14 protein-coding genes are annotated in these 16,715 nt (G+C 60.4%); 5 read left to right on the forward strand and 9 right to left on the reverse strand.

What is annotated here, in order from left to right:
- Window positions 1–65 precede the first annotated feature (65 nt).
- Genes ACTG3X_RS10215 through ACTG3X_RS10225 form a run of 3 tightly spaced genes read right to left on the reverse strand, consistent with a single transcriptional unit; the run spans window position 66 to window position 4,647 of the window.
- Window positions 66–653, reverse strand: coding sequence for a GNAT family N-acetyltransferase (locus ACTG3X_RS10215; RefSeq protein ID WP_439111165.1), 588 nt, complete (start codon window positions 651–653; stop codon window positions 66–68).
- The gene (mfd, locus tag ACTG3X_RS10220) at window positions 646–4,119 is read right to left on the reverse strand and encodes a transcription-repair coupling factor (RefSeq protein WP_439111166.1); all 3,474 of its coding nucleotides are present in this window, start codon (window positions 4,117–4,119) and stop codon (window positions 646–648) included. The genes ACTG3X_RS10215 and mfd overlap by 8 nt, the downstream gene beginning before the upstream one ends.
- Before the next feature lie 3 nt (window positions 4,120–4,122).
- The gene (locus tag ACTG3X_RS10225) at window positions 4,123–4,647 is read right to left on the reverse strand and encodes a component of SufBCD complex (protein ID WP_439111167.1); all 525 of its coding nucleotides are present in this window, start codon (window positions 4,645–4,647) and stop codon (window positions 4,123–4,125) included.
- 118 nt (window positions 4,648–4,765) lie between these two features.
- On the opposite strand from ACTG3X_RS10225, the gene hemB reads away from it, so the two are divergent.
- The 4 genes from hemB to ACTG3X_RS10245 all read left to right on the forward strand — a co-directional run bounded on the left by hemB (window position 4,766) and on the right by ACTG3X_RS10245 (window position 10,445).
- On the forward strand, window positions 4,766–5,761 hold the full coding sequence (gene hemB, locus ACTG3X_RS10230; protein WP_439111168.1) for a porphobilinogen synthase: 996 nt from the start codon (window positions 4,766–4,768) through the stop codon (window positions 5,759–5,761).
- 172 nt (window positions 5,762–5,933) lie between these two features.
- The gene (locus ACTG3X_RS10235; protein WP_439111169.1) at window positions 5,934–6,494 is read left to right on the forward strand and encodes a YSC84-related protein; all 561 of its coding nucleotides are present in this window, start codon (window positions 5,934–5,936) and stop codon (window positions 6,492–6,494) included.
- 648 nt (window positions 6,495–7,142) lie between these two features.
- Entirely contained in the window at window positions 7,143–9,896 is a 2,754-nt protein-coding gene (gene gyrA, locus ACTG3X_RS10240) for a DNA gyrase subunit A (RefSeq protein ID WP_439111170.1), read from the forward strand.
- Window positions 9,897–10,061: 165 nt separating this feature from the next.
- On the forward strand, window positions 10,062–10,445 hold the full coding sequence (locus ACTG3X_RS10245; RefSeq protein ID WP_439111171.1) for a DoxX family protein: 384 nt from the start codon (window positions 10,062–10,064) through the stop codon (window positions 10,443–10,445).
- A 168-nt stretch (window positions 10,446–10,613) separates the two neighbouring features.
- Here the strand turns inward: ACTG3X_RS10245 and ACTG3X_RS10250 are convergent, their stop codons facing one another.
- From ACTG3X_RS10250 to ACTG3X_RS10260, 3 genes are all read right to left on the reverse strand, one after another.
- A complete protein-coding gene (locus ACTG3X_RS10250; protein ID WP_439111172.1) occupies window positions 10,614–12,074 on the reverse strand; it encodes a carboxypeptidase M32 in 1,461 nt (486 codons plus the stop codon).
- Window positions 12,075–12,077: 3 nt separating this feature from the next.
- The gene (ctaA, locus tag ACTG3X_RS10255; protein ID WP_439111173.1) at window positions 12,078–13,223 is read right to left on the reverse strand and encodes a heme A synthase; all 1,146 of its coding nucleotides are present in this window, start codon (window positions 13,221–13,223) and stop codon (window positions 12,078–12,080) included.
- 64 nt (window positions 13,224–13,287) lie between these two features.
- Window positions 13,288–14,031 (reverse strand): RNA methyltransferase, encoded by a 744-nt coding sequence (locus ACTG3X_RS10260; RefSeq protein WP_439111174.1) that lies wholly within the window; start codon window positions 14,029–14,031, stop codon window positions 13,288–13,290.
- Window positions 14,032–14,166: 135 nt separating this feature from the next.
- Between ACTG3X_RS10260 and ACTG3X_RS10265 the strand changes: the two genes are divergently transcribed.
- A complete protein-coding gene (locus tag ACTG3X_RS10265; protein WP_439111175.1) occupies window positions 14,167–14,787 on the forward strand; it encodes a thiamine phosphate synthase in 621 nt (206 codons plus the stop codon).
- On the opposite strand, the gene ACTG3X_RS10270 is transcribed toward ACTG3X_RS10265, so the two are convergent.
- From ACTG3X_RS10270 to ACTG3X_RS10280, 3 genes are all read right to left on the reverse strand, one after another.
- Entirely contained in the window at window positions 14,784–15,641 is an 858-nt protein-coding gene (locus ACTG3X_RS10270) for a lysophospholipid acyltransferase family protein (protein ID WP_439111176.1), read from the reverse strand. The two genes, ACTG3X_RS10265 and ACTG3X_RS10270, sit on opposite strands and share 4 nt — an antisense overlap.
- Complete coding sequence (locus ACTG3X_RS10275; protein WP_439111177.1) at window positions 15,638–16,405, reverse strand: GNAT family N-acetyltransferase; 768 nt, start codon at window positions 16,403–16,405, stop codon at window positions 15,638–15,640. The genes ACTG3X_RS10270 and ACTG3X_RS10275 overlap by 4 nt, the downstream gene beginning before the upstream one ends.
- A 107-nt stretch (window positions 16,406–16,512) precedes the next feature.
- A complete protein-coding gene (locus ACTG3X_RS10280; protein ID WP_439111178.1) occupies window positions 16,513–16,695 on the reverse strand; it encodes a DUF3553 domain-containing protein in 183 nt (60 codons plus the stop codon).
- Window positions 16,696–16,715: the final 20 nt, after the last annotated feature.

Genomic DNA, 16,715 nt, shown 5'->3' on the forward strand with positions numbered 1-16,715 from the left:
CCCGAGTCATAAGCCTGATGGCTTATGACCCTTCCCCCCTAGGATATTTTCAGCAAAAAGAAAGATCAAACCCCGGGTGTTTGCGGGGCCGCGGTTTGGGGCAAGAGGCCCGTCTGGCGCGGGTCGGGCGCGATTTCGATGGCGCGCTTATAGGGCGTGAAGCCTGAGCGGATGTAAAAGGCCAGCGCTTTGGGGTGATCCAGCGTGCAGGTGTGCACAAAGACGCGGTCAATTGGCTGCGCCCAAGCGCGGCGGATCGCTTCGTTCATCAGCCAACGGCCCGCGCCGCCCCCGACATGGGCCGCTGTCAGGCCGAAATAGGCCAGCTCACACTCTCCTTCGGTGCGAAAATCAAGCTCCAGAAGCCCTGCGTCTTCCCCCCCTGCCTTGGCGACATAAAGCTCAACGCTCGCATCATTCAGAATCGCGCCTAGCTCTGCATCGCTCTGTGTGAGCCGACCAAACCAGAGATAGTCCTGACCGACAGCGCGAAACAGCGCGCGGTAGCGGGCAAGATCAGGCGATGTCACGCGCTCAAGCACCAGCCCCGTTTCGGGGGCCGGGCGCAGCGCGGGGCGCGCGCGCATCTCCAGATAGGTCACGACAGAGGCCGTGTGCCCCGCTGGCACTGCGTGATAGCCGTCTTCAAGCATTGGTCTTCGCCGCCTTTCGGGCCTTTTTCTCATCGGCCACCTTTTGCGCCAGATCGCGGGCAATGGCAAAAGCGCCTTTGATCTTGTCGCCATCTGTCTTCCAGTCACGGCGCACCACGATCTTGTTGTCTTTGACCTTGGCCAGCCCCTTCTGGTCGCGGATGAACTCCACAAGCCCCGCAGGCGAGGCGAATTTGTCGTTGTGGAACTGGATCGTTGCCCCCCTCGGGCCGCCATCGAGCTTGGCGATACCGGCCTTTTTGCACATCGCTTTGATGCGCATGACCAAGAGCAGCGTGTTCACTTCACGCGGCAGGCTGCCAAAGCGGTCAATCAGCTCGGCGGCAAAGCCCTCAAGCTCCACCTTGCCCTCCAGGCCACTCAGGCGGCGGTACAACCCAAGGCGCACATCAAGGTCAGGCACGTAGACTTCAGGAATAAGCACAGGCACCCCGAGGTTGATCTGCGGTGACCAGTCGCCCGCCTCCACAATCCCTTCGGATTCGCCCGCGCGGATCTTGGCAATCGCCTCTTCCAGCATAGACTGGTAAAGCTCATAGCCCACATCGCGCATCTGGCCAGACTGCTCTTCCCCCAAGAGGTTGCCCGCGCCGCGAATGTCCAGATCCTGACTGGCCAAAGTGAAGCCCGCCCCCAGCGTATCAAGGCTGCCCAACACGCGCAGGCGCTTTTCGGCTGTGGCCGTCAAAGGCTTGCGCGGCTTGGTAGTAAGATAGGCATAGGCCCGCGTCTTGGAGCGGCCCACGCGCCCTCTGATCTGGTAGAGCTGCGCAAGGCCGAACATATCGGCGCGGTGAATAACCATCGTGTTGGCCGTCGGGATATCAAGCCCGCTCTCCACAATGGTTGTGGCCAGAAGCACATCGTATTTACCGTCATAAAAGGCGTTCATACGGTCATCAAGCTCGCCAGCCGCCATCTGGCCATGCGCCACCACATAAGACACTTCAGGCACATGGGTTTTGAGGAAATCCTCGATCTCGCCCAGATCGGTGATGCGCGGCACCACATAAAACGACTGCCCCCCGCGGTAATGCTCACGCAGCAAAGCCTCGCGGATCGTCACCCCGTCAAATTCGCTCACATAGGTGCGAATGGCCAGACGGTCGACAGGCGGCGTGCCGATGATCGACAGATCGCGCACGCCCGACAGGCTAAGCTGCAAGGTCCGCGGAATCGGCGTGGCCGTGAGCGTCAGCACATGCACATCAGAGCGCAGCTCTTTCAGACGCTCTTTGTGGCCCACGCCAAAGTGCTGCTCTTCATCAATGATCAAAAGCCCCAAGTCGCGAAAGCGCGTGCCCTTGGCCAAAAGCGCATGGGTGCCGATCACGATATCAACGGTGCCGTCTTTCATACCCTCCCGCGTGAGGTTTGCATCTTTGGTGCTGACAAAGCGGCTGAGCGGACGCACCTGCAACGGAAAGCCGCGAAAGCGCTCGGAAAAGCTTTTGTAATGTTGGCGCGCCAGAAGCGTTGTGGGCGCGATCACCGCCACCTGAGCGCCCTGCATCGCCGCAATAAAGGCCGCGCGCATGGCAACTTCGGTTTTGCCAAAGCCCACATCACCACAGACAAGCCTGTCCATCGGCTGGCCAGAGCCAAGGTCTGTCAGCACATCCTCGATAGCGCCAAGCTGGTCATCGGTTTCCTGATACGGGAACCGCGCTGCAAACTCTTCCCAGGCGTGGGGCATCGGCTCCATGATGGGCGCACGGCGCAATGCGCGCTCTGCGGCCACGCGGATGAGCTTGTCGGCCATCTCGCGGATACGCTCTTTGAGGCGCGCTTTCTTTGACTGCCAGGCACCGCCCCCGAGGCGGTCAAGCAAGCCCTCTTCATGGCCATAGCGGCTGAGCAGCTCGATGTTTTCAACAGGCAGGTAGAGCGTTGTCTTTTCGGCATATTCCAGCTTGAGGCACTCGTGAGCCGCGCCCAAAGCTGTGACCACTTCAAGCCCGTGATAGCGGCCCACACCGTGATCAACGTGGACAATAAGATCCCCCTCAGAGAGGCTCTGTGCCTCGGTGAGGAAGTTATCGGCCCGCCGCTTGCGCCGTGGCGCGCGGATAAGCCTGTCGCCCAGAATGTCCTGCTCGGCAATGACCGTGAGGTCAGGCGCTTCAAAGCCCTCTTCCAGCGGCCAGACAGCAAGGTGCAGCCCGCGCTTGCCAATGCGGGTGGCGTCTTTCACGGTCACAGCGCCTGCAAGGCCCTCATCCTCAAGCAGGCCTTCAATCCGCTCGCGCGCGCCCTCGGAATAGGAGGCCAGAAGCACGGGCTTATCCGCCATCTTGGCGGTGATGTGGTCTTTCAACACACCAAAGAGATTGGTGCTGCCTGCTTGGCGCTCGGGCGCAAAGTTCCGCCCGATCCGCCCGCCTGCATCAATCACCCCCGCGCCCGTGGGCTGGGGCAGCGTGAGAAGCTTGAGCGCCCGAAACGCGCCTGTCGCCTGCTCCCATGCAGCCTCGGTGAGGTAGAGCTGTTCGGCTGGCACGGGTTTATAGACCGTGTCCATCCGCCCGCGCGCGGCCAAGGCCAGTTTGCGGGTCTCGTATTGGTCGGCAATGCTCTCCCAGCGGGCTTCGCGCTTGGCTGTCAGCCCCTCATCAAGGCTTACGCTGGCTTTGGCTGGCAGATAGTCAAACAGCGTTTCAAGCCGCGCGTGGAAAAACGGCAGCCAATGCTCCATACCCGCGTGCTTGCGCCCCGCCGAGACCGCCTCATACAGCGGATCATCCGTGCCGGCCGCGCCAAACTCGATGCGGTAGTTCTGGCGAAAGCGCAAGATCGCGGCATCATCCAGCAGCACCTCGGAAACTGGCGCCAGCTCCACGGCATTCAGTGTCTCGATCGTGCGCTGCGTGGCGGCATCAAAGCGGCGCACCCCGTCGAGCACATCGCCAAAGAAATCAAGCCGCACAGGCCCGCCATCGCCCGGAGGGAAGATATCAATGATCCCCCCGCGAATGGCGTAGTCTCCGGGCTCTGTCACCGTGGGGCTTTGCGAAAAGCCCATGCGCACCAGAAAGTTGCGCAAGGCCTCCTCGTTGACACGCTCGCCAACCTTGGCCTTGAAGGCCGCTTCGCGCAGCACATCGCGCGCCGGCACATACTGCATCGCCGCACTCAGCGTGGTGAGCAGCACAAAAGGCTTGGGCATCGCATGTACAAGGCTTGCCAGCGTGGCCATCCGTGCCGCCGAAATATCAGGGTTGGGCGAGACACGGTCAAACGGCAGACAATCCCAGCTCGGGAACGCAAAGACAGGCATTGAGGGCGCAAAAAAGCCCATCGCCGCGCGCATCGCCTCAAGGCGCTTGTCATCGCGCGCAATATGCAGCACCGCCCCTGCCTTTTCGGCCTCTGCCAGCAAGAGCTTTGCATCAAAGCCTTCAGGCGCACCGCTGACGGTGATGTGGTCGTGCAATTCTTTGGTCATCAATTATCCAAGCGCGCCGTAGGTGAGGTTTTGGTACATGCCCCAAAGAGCGGTCACAAAAATAGAAAGCATCCCGATCACCTGCGTGATCATCCGCTGGCGGCCCAAAAGCTGGTAGAGCCGCGCACCCGTCGCGTCTTCCTCGCGAATAAGCCGCGCCGTGGAGAGCGCAGAGGCCCCCACAAGCGACATGGGAAAGCCCAGCAAAAACACCGCTTGGGCAAACTCGAACCGATACACAAAGCCGAGCAGACCCAAGAGGGTCAGGAAAAAACACCCGAACCCCAAGAGCCAAAGCCCCGAGACATTGGCGATGTTGAGCAAACGGTTTGTGTTGATGCGCACAATGTCGTGCAGGTCGGTGTCATATTGGTCGCTCTGGCGCTGGGCGCGCAAGATCATGTCCCAAGGCACGCCCAAAACCCAATGCGAGGCGGTTGACCACATCACAGCCAGCGCAATCCAGAACCACAGGTTTGAAAACGAGCGCATATCAATCAGCTCGAAAACAGTTGAATACCAGTCCAAGGCCCGTGCCCCTCACATTGTTTGGCCATCTCATAGCGCGCAGCGAAAGCAATTCCTACCCTTGAGGTGGCGCAATTTCCGTGACAGTTTCGCCCAAACCTGATTTTCGGAGACAAACATGCGCGCGATCCAAGCTCCCTTCCCCGCCACGCGGCTGCGCCGCACCCGCCAGACAGAGGGCCTGCGCGCACTCGTGGCCGAGAACACGCTCACCCCAAGTGACCTGATATGGCCTGTGTTTGTGCGCGAAGGCGACGGCGTAGAAGAGCCCATCGCCTCCATGCCGGGTGTGCTGCGCCGCTCGGTTGACAAAGTGGTTGAGGCCGCGCGCGAGGCCCACGCGCTGGGCATCCCCGCCATCTGCCTCTTTCCCTACACCGATGCCGCCAACCGCACCGCCGATTGCGCCGAAGCCTGGAACCCCGACAACCTGAGCAACCGCGCCACCCGCGCCATCAAAGCCGCAGTGCCCGAGATCGCCATTATGACAGATGTCGCCCTTGATCCCTATTCCGACACAGGCCACGACGGCTTCGTTGTCGATGGCAAGATCCTCAATGACGAAACCGTCGAGGCGCTGGTCAAACAAGCCCTCTCACAGGCTGACGCCGGCGTCGATATCATCGGCCCCAGCGACATGATGGATGGGCGCATCGGCGCGCTGCGCGCAGCCCTCGAAGCGGCTGGCCACAAAGACGTGCTGCTGCTCTCTTATGCGGCCAAATACGCCTCCGCCTTCTATGGCCCCTTCCGCGATGCGGTCGGCGCATCCGATGCGCTCAAAGGTGACAAGAAGACCTACCAGATGAACCCCGCCAATTCCGATGAGGCGCTGCGCTGTGTGGAGCGCGATTTGCGCGAAGGGGCCGATATGGTCATGGTCAAGCCGGGCATGCCCTATCTCGACATCTGCCGCCGCGTCAAAGACACCTATGGGGCACCCACATATGCCTACCAGGTCTCGGGCGAATACGCGATGATCATGGCAGCGGCTCAAAACGGCTGGATTGATGGTGACAAAGCCATGATGGAAAGCCTGATGTGCTTCAAACGCGCAGGCTGCGATGGCATTCTGACCTATTTCGCCCCCAAAGTGGCCCGCGCACTGGGCTAAACCGCAGGCCCGCAGTGCGCCAATCTCTCAGAAAACACCCCGAAACCGCGCCACTGCGGGCAAAAACACGCCCAAACTGCGCCTTTGGGGTGACACAGGCCCGTAAAGCGCGTATCTTTGTGCGTAAGTTGGGTAAACCAACACTTCATTCAGGCAATACGGCAGTGACATCATGAACACTCTTTCTCGCAGAACATTTGCGCTGGGCGCTCTCGCAGGCGCAGGCGTCCTTTCCGGATGCGGCAACGGCATCGGCTCAAACGGCGCCAGCGCCATTGACGCCCGCGTCGACCAGACACTCAACTTCCTTTACTCCCAATACCCCGCCACGCGCGGCCTTGCCGATAAATCCCTCGGGATGCTGGTGATGCCACTGATCACAGAAGCCGGCTTTGGCCTCGGCGGCGGCTACGGGCGCGGCGCTTTGCGCGTCAATGATGTGACGGTTGATTACTACTCCGCCACCAAAGGCAGCTTCGGCCTTCAGATCGGCGCTCAGCAATACGCACACGTGCTCTTCTTCATGACAGAAGACTCGTTGATGAATTACCGCCGCTCCAATGGCTGGGCCGCGGGGGCCGACGTCGAATATGTCTTCAAAGACCGCGGCGAAAACATCCGCGCCGAAACAACCACAGCCACAGCTCCGGTGCTGGCCGTGATCTTCGGCCAAGCGGGTCTTCATGTCGGCGCAACGCTCGAAGGCGTCAAATATTCGCGCATCATTCCCTAAGCGCATCCCAACGTGGGCCGCGGGGCTCTCCCTCCCGCAAGCGCCCTGAAGACTCCCTCCCCAGATCATCGGGGAGGGTTTTTTAGTGTCTGACGCCCCACCGCCCTCAAGCCCGCGCCCGCGCAGCCCCCCAAAGATGGCTCTTTCTTTTTGCTTTAAGTATCCGGACACAGTGCGTGCCAAACGGCGCAGCGCCTGCCTGATGCACTGTCTCCGGGGCGGCAGGCAGCTTCAGCTGGCGGCCGCCCCGGAGGGCGATTTGGCGCAGCCAAAGCGCAAGCCCTCATAGCACCGCAGAGTGGAGCGCACGGTGCGTTTCCTTAATTCGGGGTTAACAAGGCCCGCGTCGGGGCGGTGCACGCCCGGTGCACGCCCTGTGCACGGGTTTCACCCCCTCCAGATCTGGCGCAAAAACCCCGTTAACCCGACCGTGCGCAGGGGTAACACTTGGGGGCGGTTGCACCTTGCAAAAAAAGGCCCGAAACCAGCCGCCAAAAGCCATTTAAAATCACATATTTTTCAATAGCTTAACCCCATATCTTGCAGGCAAGCCAAATGAGCAGCCCTGCCCCCATTGCACCCCATATCATGGCTCTGATATACAAGGCCCAACAACATATAGATCCACAGGACAGGCGAGATAATCACGTGAGCGAAACGCCCGAAACACCTGATAACAAAGACGAAAACGTGCCAGCACGCTACGTCTATGACGGCCCTCAAATCTCGATCATCGACGAGATGAAAACCTCCTATCTCGATTACGCCATGAGCGTGATCGTGAGCCGGGCGATTCCCGACCTGCGCGACGGCCTCAAGCCTGTGCACCGCCGGATCCTCTATGCGATGTATGAGGCAGGCAACACACACGACAAGCCCTACCGCAAATCCGCGCGCGCCGTTGGCGATGTGATGGGTAAATACCACCCCCACGGGGATTCCGCGATCTATGACGCCCTTGTGCGTATGGCGCAGGATTTCTCCATGTCTCTGCCGCTTCTGGATGGTCAGGGCAACTTCGGCTCCATGGATGGCGACAACGCCGCCGCCATGCGTTACACCGAGGTGCGCATGGACAAGCCCGCCGCCTTCGCGCTGGCCGACATCGACAAAGACACCGTTGATTTTCAAGACAATTATGACGGCAAAGACCGCGAACCCACGGTTCTGCCCTCGCGGTTTCCAAACATGCTCGTCAATGGCGCAGGCGGTATTGCGGTTGGTATGGCCACCAATATTCCGCCCCACAACCTTGGCGAAGTGATTGATGCCTGCCTCGCGATGATCGAAGAACCCGATCTGACATCAGAGCAGCTGATCGACTATGTGCCCGGCCCCGACTTCCCCACAGGCGGCATCATGCTGGGCCGCTCAGGCGCGCGCAAAGCCTATCTTGAAGGCCGTGGCAGCGTGGTCATCCGCGCCAAAACGCGGGTGGAAGAAATTCGTAAGGATCGCTTTGCTATCATCATCGACGAGATTCCCTATCAGGTTAACAAAGCCACGATGATCGAGCGGATCGCCGAGGCCGCCCGCGACAAGAAAATCGAAGGCATCAGCCACGTTCAGGACGAATCCGACCGCAACGGCGTACGCGTCGTTATCGAATTGAAAAGAGATGCGACGGCAGAAGTGGTGCTCAACCAGCTCTTCCGCTTCACGCCGATGCAAACCTATTTCGGCTGCAACATGCTGGCGCTCAACGGCGGCCGCCCCGAGCAGCTCACGCTTCGCAATTTTCTCAAGTATTTCATTGAGTTCCGCGAAGATGTTGTCGCGCGCCGCACAGCTTACGAGCTGCGCAAAGCGCGTGAGCGCAGCCACATCCTATGTGGTCTGGCGGTGGCTGTGTCCAACGTGGATGAAGTCGTTGCCACCATTCGCGCCTCCGCTGACGCGGCTGAAGCGCGCCGCAAGCTCATGGAGCGTCGCTGGCCCGCTGGCGAGATCGTTGGCTATCTCAAGCTGATCGACGACCCGCTCCATCCCGTCAACGACGACGGAACCTACAACCTGAGCGAAATTCAGGCCCGCGCCATCCTCGAGCTGCGCTTGCAGCGCCTCACCCAGCTGGGTGTCAAAGAGGTGACAGACGAGCTGGAAGAACTGGCTGGTAAGATCAAGGAATACCTTGAGATTCTCGGGTCGCGCGAGCGCATCATGGGGATTATTTCCGCCGAGCTCACCGAAGTGCGCGAGCTTTTCGCCGTGCCCCGCCGCACCGAGATCGTCGACTGGTCAGGTGACATGGACGATGAAGACCTGATCGAGCGCGAAGACATGGTCGTGACCGTGACATCGGCTGGGTACATCAAGCGCACACCTCTGGCCGACTTCCGCGCCCAAAAGCGCGGCGGAAAAGGCCTCTCGGGGATGCAAACCAAAGAAGAAGACGTTGTCACCAACCTCTTCGTGGCCAACACGCACACGCAGCTACTGTTCTTCACAACCGAAGGCATGGTCTACAAGCTCAAGACATGGCGCCTGCCCCAGGGCTCGCGCACGTCAAAGGGCAAAGCCATCGTCAACATTCTGCCCATTCCACCGGGCGTCTCTGTTGCCGCAATCCTGCCGATCGACCGCGAGGAAAAAGACTGGGCCGACCTGCAGATCATGTTCGCCACCTCGGCGGGCGATGTGCGCCAGAACCGCCTGTCTGACTTCACCAACGTGATGCGCAACGGCAAGATCGCCATGAAGCTGCCGGAAGACGGCACTGTACAGCTGGTCAACGCGCGCATCTGTTCTGATCAGGACGATGTGATGCTTGTCACCAACGGCGGCCGCGCCATTCGCTTCCCCACAACCGATGTCCGCGTCTTCAACTCACGCGCGTCAACGGGTGTGCGCGGTGTGCGCCTGCAACCCGGTCAAAGCGTTGTGTCCATGTCGGTGATCCGCCACTTTGAGGCCACATCCGACGAGCGCGCCGCCTATCTGAAAATGCGCCGCGCCATGGCAGGCCTCGCTGATGATGCCGAAGGCATCGAGGATGAAGGCGACGCCAACGCAAGCATCTCCCAAGAGCGCTACGCAGAGATGTCAGCTCAGGAAAACCTGATCCTGACCCTCACAACAGGCGGCGCTGGCAAGCTCAGCTCCAGCCACGACTACCCCGTGCGCGGGCGTGGTGGCATGGGCGTCACAGCCATGGACAAAGCCATGCGCGGTGGAGATATTGTGGCCTGCTTCCCTGTCGAAATGCAGGACCAGATCATGCTCGCCACCTCCAAGGGCCAGTCGATCCGCGTCCCCGTCGAAGGGATCTCGTTCCGCTCCCGCAGTGCAGGTGGCGTAAAAGTCTTTAACACAGGCAAAGGCGAAGAAGTTGTCTCCGTCGCCTGGATCGCCGATCAGGGCGAAGACGACGACACAGCAGAAGAGCCAACACCAGAGAGCTAAAGCCCTCAAAACACAGTTTAAATCAGGCGCTCGTTTGTTCGGGCGCCTTTTTTACTGGCTTTGCGCCAACTGTGCAAATACGCACAGGAGCCCGCTCACGCTGCCTCTATCTCTCGTGGCGCACAGTGCGTAAGCCTCTCTCATATTCAAAACACGAGAGAGACAATGACACAAACCACCAACTCCGCCCTTCTCATCGCCCGCGTCTTTATGGGCCTTCTGTTCGTCATGGCCGGCACAGGCAAGCTCGGCAATGTCGAAGGCTTCGCAGGTTTCATGGCCTCAGGCGGCATTCCCGCTTTCCTCGCATGGCCCGTTGTTCTGTTTGAAATTCTGGCGGGCCTCGCGCTGATCGCAGGCTTTATGACACGGCCCGTTGCGCTCGCATTGGCGGGCTTCTGCCTCGCCTCGGGCCTTCTCTACCACTTTGACCCGAGCGACCAAAACCAGATGACAAGCTTGCTGAAAAACATCGCCCTCGCAGGTGGCTATATGGCCCTTGCCGTCGCCGGTGCTGGCAAATTCTCACTGGATGGCCGCAAAGCCTAACGCAAAAGCGCCTTGCCGCAAGCACCCTTCTGCGGCAAGGCACACACTGCGCCTGATCTTTCTTTTTGCCCTAAATATCCTAGGGGGTCTGGGGGACTAGTCCCCCAGCTAAGCCCGAGGTCTGGGGGGCTCGCCCTCCCAGAGTGGCCGCGTCAGCCGAAACAGGCCTCAGCCAAATTTGCTGTCCAGATAGCTCAAGAGCGGCGCTTCGCCGGGCGCCTGCCCTGACGCCCGCTCAATCAGGTCACGCGGCTTATACAGCCCGCCGTGGACCTGCACCGCCTCGCGCAGCCAGCCCGTGGCCCCCGCCAGCTCACCCGCCGCAAGCTCGGTGTCAAGATTGGGCCGCGCCACACGCAGCGCCTCATACAGGCAGCCCGCATAGACATTGCCCAAAGCATAGGTTGGAAAATAGCCCCAAAGCCCGCAGGACCAATGCACATCCTGCAGCAGCCCGTTGGAGGGCCTGTCCACAGCATAGCCGAAATCGGCCTCAAAGCGGGTGTTCCACGCCTCTTCAAGGTCACGCGCCTCAAGCTTGCCCGCCAGCACATCGCGCTCAAGGTCAAAGCGCAGCATGATGTGCAGGTTATACTGCACCTCATCCGCCTCGGTGCGGATATAGCCTTTGTTCAGGCGGTTCACCGTGCGGAAAAACACCTCTTCATCGGCCACGCCGAAATCACCAAAGGCATCTTTCATCTGGCCAAACAGCCAGCCCGTAAAGGCACGGCTGCGCCCGAGCTGGTTTTCATAGATGCGGCTCTGGCTTTCGTGCACACCCAGAGACACCCCCGCTCCCAAAGGCGTCAGCAAATGCTCGGGCGCAATGTTCTGCTCATAGCAGGCGTGGCCCGTTTCGTGGATGGTCGAGTAGATGCAGTTGAACGGATCGTTCAGCGCTGTGCGCGTGGTGATGCGCACATCCTGACCCGAGCCTGAGGAAAACGGGTGCACCGCCTTATCAAGCCGTCCCTGACTCATATCATAGCCAAAGGTCTTGGCCAAAGCCCGCGCAAGGCGCATTTGCTTTTGCTCGTCAAAATCGTGGCTGAGTGGCGCTGGCTGCTCGGCTCCCATAACCTTATCGCGCAGCGCCACAAGCCGTGGCCGCATCGCATCAAAGGTCGCGGCCACATCGTCACCGCTGGTGTCAGGCTCATAATCATCAAGCAGTGCGTCATAAGCGTTGCCACCATTGGCGAGGGCTGTGGCCTCTTCACGCTTGAGTACAATCATCTCTTCAAGCGCTGGCAAAAACGCCGCCACATCTTCCTTGGCGCGCGCCTCTGACCAGATCCTTTGCGCTTGCGAGCTGAGCTTTGCCAGCGCTTCGGCCAGCTTTGCAGGCACACGCTGGCTGCGCTCATAAGAGCGCGCGATATGGCGCAGGTTCGCCGCCGCCACATCATCCAGCCCGCCGGCCTCAATCTTGCCAAGCCATGCGCCAATGCGCGGATCGGTGCGGCGCGCGTGCAGAACACCTTCCATCGCCGCAAATTCTTCGGCACGCTGGTCGGCTGCGCCATCCGGCATCATGGTTACCTGATCCCAGCCAAGCCGCCCTGCAACTTGCCCCAAGGCCTCGGTCTGGCGCTGGAACGCCATCAACTCAGTATATGCAGACATCATTTATCCTTCACGGATGGAAGAGGCGCGCGGGTACTGTGCAAAAAAGCGCGCGCGAATGATCAAGACCCAAAGCAGAGCCGCCGTGGCTTGGTGTGCAATTGCAATCTCCCAAGGGGCTGCGGTGACAACAGTGTAGATGCCCAGCACAATCTGGAAAAACAGCGCATAAGCTGCCCATGAAAACACCTGTTTCGTATGGCGGTTGGCTGACTTGCGCGCTTTGAAAAAGATCATCAGGGTGAACGCCAGCAGCAGATAGCCGGCCATGCGGTGAATAAACTGCACAAGGCCCGGGTTTTCAAAGAAGTTGCGCCAGATCGGCTCGATCATCAGCGGGTTGGGTGGCACAAACTGCCCGCCCATCAGCGGCCAATCCGTGTAGGAGCGCCCCGCATCGATCCCTGCGACAAGCGCACCCAGCAAGATCTGAAGGAATGCAAAGTGCATCCAGCCCGTGCCAAGCGAAAAGAGCTTCGCGTCCCGCGTGCGGCGCGCTTGCATAAGGTCCCGCTCGGGGCGCGACAACAACAGCGCATACCATGTGATGAACCCGATGATCACAAAAGCGAGGCCAAGGTGCGTGGCCAGCCTGTAGCTTGCCACATCGGTCATAGTGCCTGTGAGGCCCGATGACACCATCCACCAGCCAATCGCGCCCTGAAGCCCGCCAAGACCCCCCAGCAACAAGAGACGTGGCGTCCAGCCCGTGGGGATCTGGCGGCGCAGCGCAAACCACAAAAAGCCGATAGCCCAGACAAGCCCGACAACACGTCCAAGCTGGCGGTGGCCCCATTCCCACCAGTAAATCACTTTAAAGTCGTACAAATCCATCCATTTGTTCTGCAACTGGAACTCGGGGATCTGCTTGTATTTGTCAAACTCCGACGCCCAGTCAGCCGCGTTCAGCGGCGGGATAGCCCCCGTCAGAGGGCGCCACTCGGTGATCGACAGGCCCGAATCCGTGAGGCGCGTCAGCCCGCCCACCACGATCATGGCAAAGACCAAAAGACCCAGCACAATGATCCAGGCGCGTATGGCCAGCCGTGCGCCGCCCTGCCCCTTGTCAATCATGCCGCCCTTTGGCGCAGGGGGCGTGGCCCCTTTGTCGCCGCTCACATCCTCAAATATCGCGCGTTTCTCGGCCATGGCATCCTCTTGTCCTGTCGCTTGGGCACAAACTAGGGTGCACCCCAGCCCGCCGCAAGCGCCGTTACGCGTCTTTGCCCCTGATAAGTTGACGCAGGGCACCTTGCAGCATCTGCACATCTGCGCGCGTGAGCGGCATACGGCTCCAGAGATTGCGCAGGTTTATCTTCATGTTTGTGGCCTTTTCAGGCGGGTAGAAAAAGCCGCTGTCCTCAAGCCGCGCTTCCAGATGCCCCGCCCAAGCCTCGACATCCGCTCCCGTGGCCGCATCACCGCCGCGGGCGATCTCCATGCGCTCGTGCTCCACAGCGCCTTGGGCGCGTCGCCATTCATAGGCTGTGAGCAGCACACATTGCGCAAGGTTGAGCGAGGGGAACTCAGGGTTCACAGGCACGGTAATAAGCGCATTGGCGCGCGCCACATCGTCGTTTTCCAGCCCCGCACGCTCAGGGCCGAACAACACAGCCACCTTTTCTCCCGCCGCCAGCTTTTCGGCCGCCAGCTCCATCGCGCGTTCGGGGCTGAAGACAGGCTTTGTCAGCCCGCGAATGCGCGCGGACGTTGCAAAGACATACGTCGCATCCTCCAGCGCCTCCGGCAACGTCGCGGTGACATCGGCCTCGTCCAGCAAGCGCCCCGCGCCCGAGGCCATGGCCACAGCCTTTTCATTTGGCCAGCCATCACGCGGCGCAACAACACGCATACGGTCCAGCCCGAAGTTCCACATCGCCCGCGCCGCAGCACCGATGTTTTCCCCCATCTGTGGCCGCACCAGAACAAAAACTGGCTGTCTGCCTTCACTTGGCATGTGTTCGCTCTCCTCAAGGCTAGGTTTGACGCTCTTCTAAGGCAAAGCGCGCGGCCCCGAAAGCCCTTACCATGCCCCCTTGGAAGCCCGCCCGATTGGCGCTAGAAGGGCGCAGACAAACCTCGGGAGGCCAATATGGCACAAGACGAACAGCCACAGATTTATCTGATCACCCCACCCGAAATCGAGCTTTCGAGCTTTCCGGCCACGCTCGCCAGTGTTCTGGATGCTCAGGATGTAGCCTGCGTGCGCCTCGCCCTTGCGACACATGACGAAGACACGCTCTGCCGCGCCGCCGATGCGCTGCGCGAAATCACCGAACAGCGCGATGTCGCGCTGGTGATCGAACGCCACATCTTGCTTGTTGAACGGCTCGGGCTTGATGGTGTCCACCTCACCGATGGCACACGCTCCGTCGCCAAGGCGCGCAAGGAGCTGGGTCAGGAGGCGATCGTGGGCAGCTTTTGTGGCAACTCACGCCACGACGGGATGGCCGCAGGCGAAGCCAGCGCCGACTACGTGAGCTTTGGCCCCATTGGCGCAACCGCCTTGGGCGATGGCACACAAGCCGAGTTTGATCTTCTGGAATGGTGGTCACAAGTCATCGAAGTGCCCGCCGTCTCCGAAGGCGCGCTTGATGAAGCCCTGATTGCGAAGTTCGCGCCCGTCACCGACTTTTTCGGCATTGGCGACGAAATCTGGAGCCAGGATGTGCCCGCCGAGGCGCTTGCGCGTCTCATGAAAGCTATGGGCTAAGCGCGAAGCTTGGCATCATACGCCGCCCCTGCTGCCAGCATGTCTTGCGGCAGGGCCGCGCGCACCACAGCTTCGGCGGCCCGCGCCAGCGCCTTGCGATCCTCAAAATCAGCCACGCGCAACGGCGCATGATAGATCACCGTCACACAGCCTTGCCGCCTCGTGGCCAGCGTCTTCACAAGATGCGGCCCAAAGCCCATATCGCCCCACCAGCCATAAAACCGTGGCGACTGTCCAGGAGCCGCGCGGTAAAGCACGGTCACAGGCTGCACATACAAGCTCTCCCGCAAAGCTGGCGCAAAAAACGCCTGAAACAACGTTGGCTTGAAGGACAAGACGCGCAACCCGTCTGTCGATGTCCCTTCAGGAAAGAACAACAGCTTGTGCCCCGCCAGAAGCCGCGCTTCAAACACCTCTTGCTGAAGCTTGGCCTCGCGCGGATCGCGGTTGATAAACACCGTGCCCGTCACCCGCGCCAGAAACCCGATCCCGGGCCAGCGCGCCACTTCGGACTTTGAAACAAAATAGACCCGCTTGCATGCGTTCAGCGTAAAAATATCAAGCCACGATGCATGGTTGGCCACAACGGCCCCCGGCTCTGTCATCTGGGCGCCCTGCACCTCATGGCGCATCCCCATGATCACAAAGCTGAGCCGACAGACCGCCTGTGTGATATAGGGCGTCCAAGGGCGGTGCAGCCCGTAAAGCGGGCGCTCAACGAGCCTTACGGGAAGCATCAGAGCGAGGCCACAGAGCAGCAAAGCACCAAGCAATGCGGCCCGAACCGCAACACGCCCCCAGCCCCACGCGCTGATCCTGATGTCATCTGGCGGGCACGCCGCATCCCAGCTCATCCGCGTGCCTCATAAATCGCACGGCTGCGCGCAGGCATCTCCGCCGTATCAAGGATCAGGCAGACATCGGTTGTGTTAAACGCGTGGTCAACAAAGGCACCCTCACCCACTACGCCCCCAAGGCGCAGATAGGCTTTGATGAGCGCGGGCACATCCAGCATGGCCGCGCGGCGGTCAAGATCCGCCTCAGCAATCAGGTTCATCGTCTGAGACTGTGCCTCATGCGCCCGCACACGCAGAGCGACAGGGGCCAAGTGGCGATGGTGCAAAAGAGACAGCGGCGCGGCAAGCCTCGCCACATCTGTGCCATGAAAGCTGGCAACACCAAACAAAAGCGCGATCTCGCGTTCGCGGATCAGCTCGGCCAGAGCGCTCCAGAGCTGAAACATCGCCGCCCCCCCGCGGTAGTCGCGGTGCAGGCACGAACGGCCCAGCTCCAAAAGACGCCGCCCCGAGCGTTTGAGCGCGCTCAAGTCATATTCGCTTTCAGAATAAAACTGCCCCGCCTGTACCGCACCTGCCGCATCCATCAGACGATAGACACCCACAACATGCTCGTAGGTGTCTGCCGTGCGGGCTTCATCCACCAAGATGAGCTGCTCACACACCGTATCAAAACGGTCGCGCTCAAATTGGCCGTCGTGGTCCACGAGCGGCCCGTCGCTGCCGAGTTCCTGCACAAAGACGCGGTAGCGCAGGCGCTGAGCGGCCAGCACATCCGCCTCCTCTGTCGCAAGTCTCACAGTGAACTTCGGCGCGCTCATAAACCCTCTCGGTGCGGTGTCAAACCTGCCCGCCGTTCTAGGCGCAGAGCACATTTCGCGCAAGACTTGCAAAAGTTAAGGCTGCGTTAACGTTTCGGTAACCTTCATTAGGCATCAAAGACAAGCTCAAGCTCCACACGAGCGCCTTCGATCACAACTTTGCCCGCTTCGGGAAAGTTAACAGTAATCTTGCCACCGGCGTTGGATTGCACCTGCCCAATGCCCCAGTCGGGCCTTTGCGGGTGGCGCACCCGCATACCAGGTGCCAGAATGGCGTTTAAATCAGACATGGGGCCACGATACAGGAAGG

This window comes from Lentibacter sp., from assembly GCF_965658795.1.
Classification (GTDB): domain Bacteria; phylum Pseudomonadota; class Alphaproteobacteria; order Rhodobacterales; family Rhodobacteraceae; genus Lentibacter.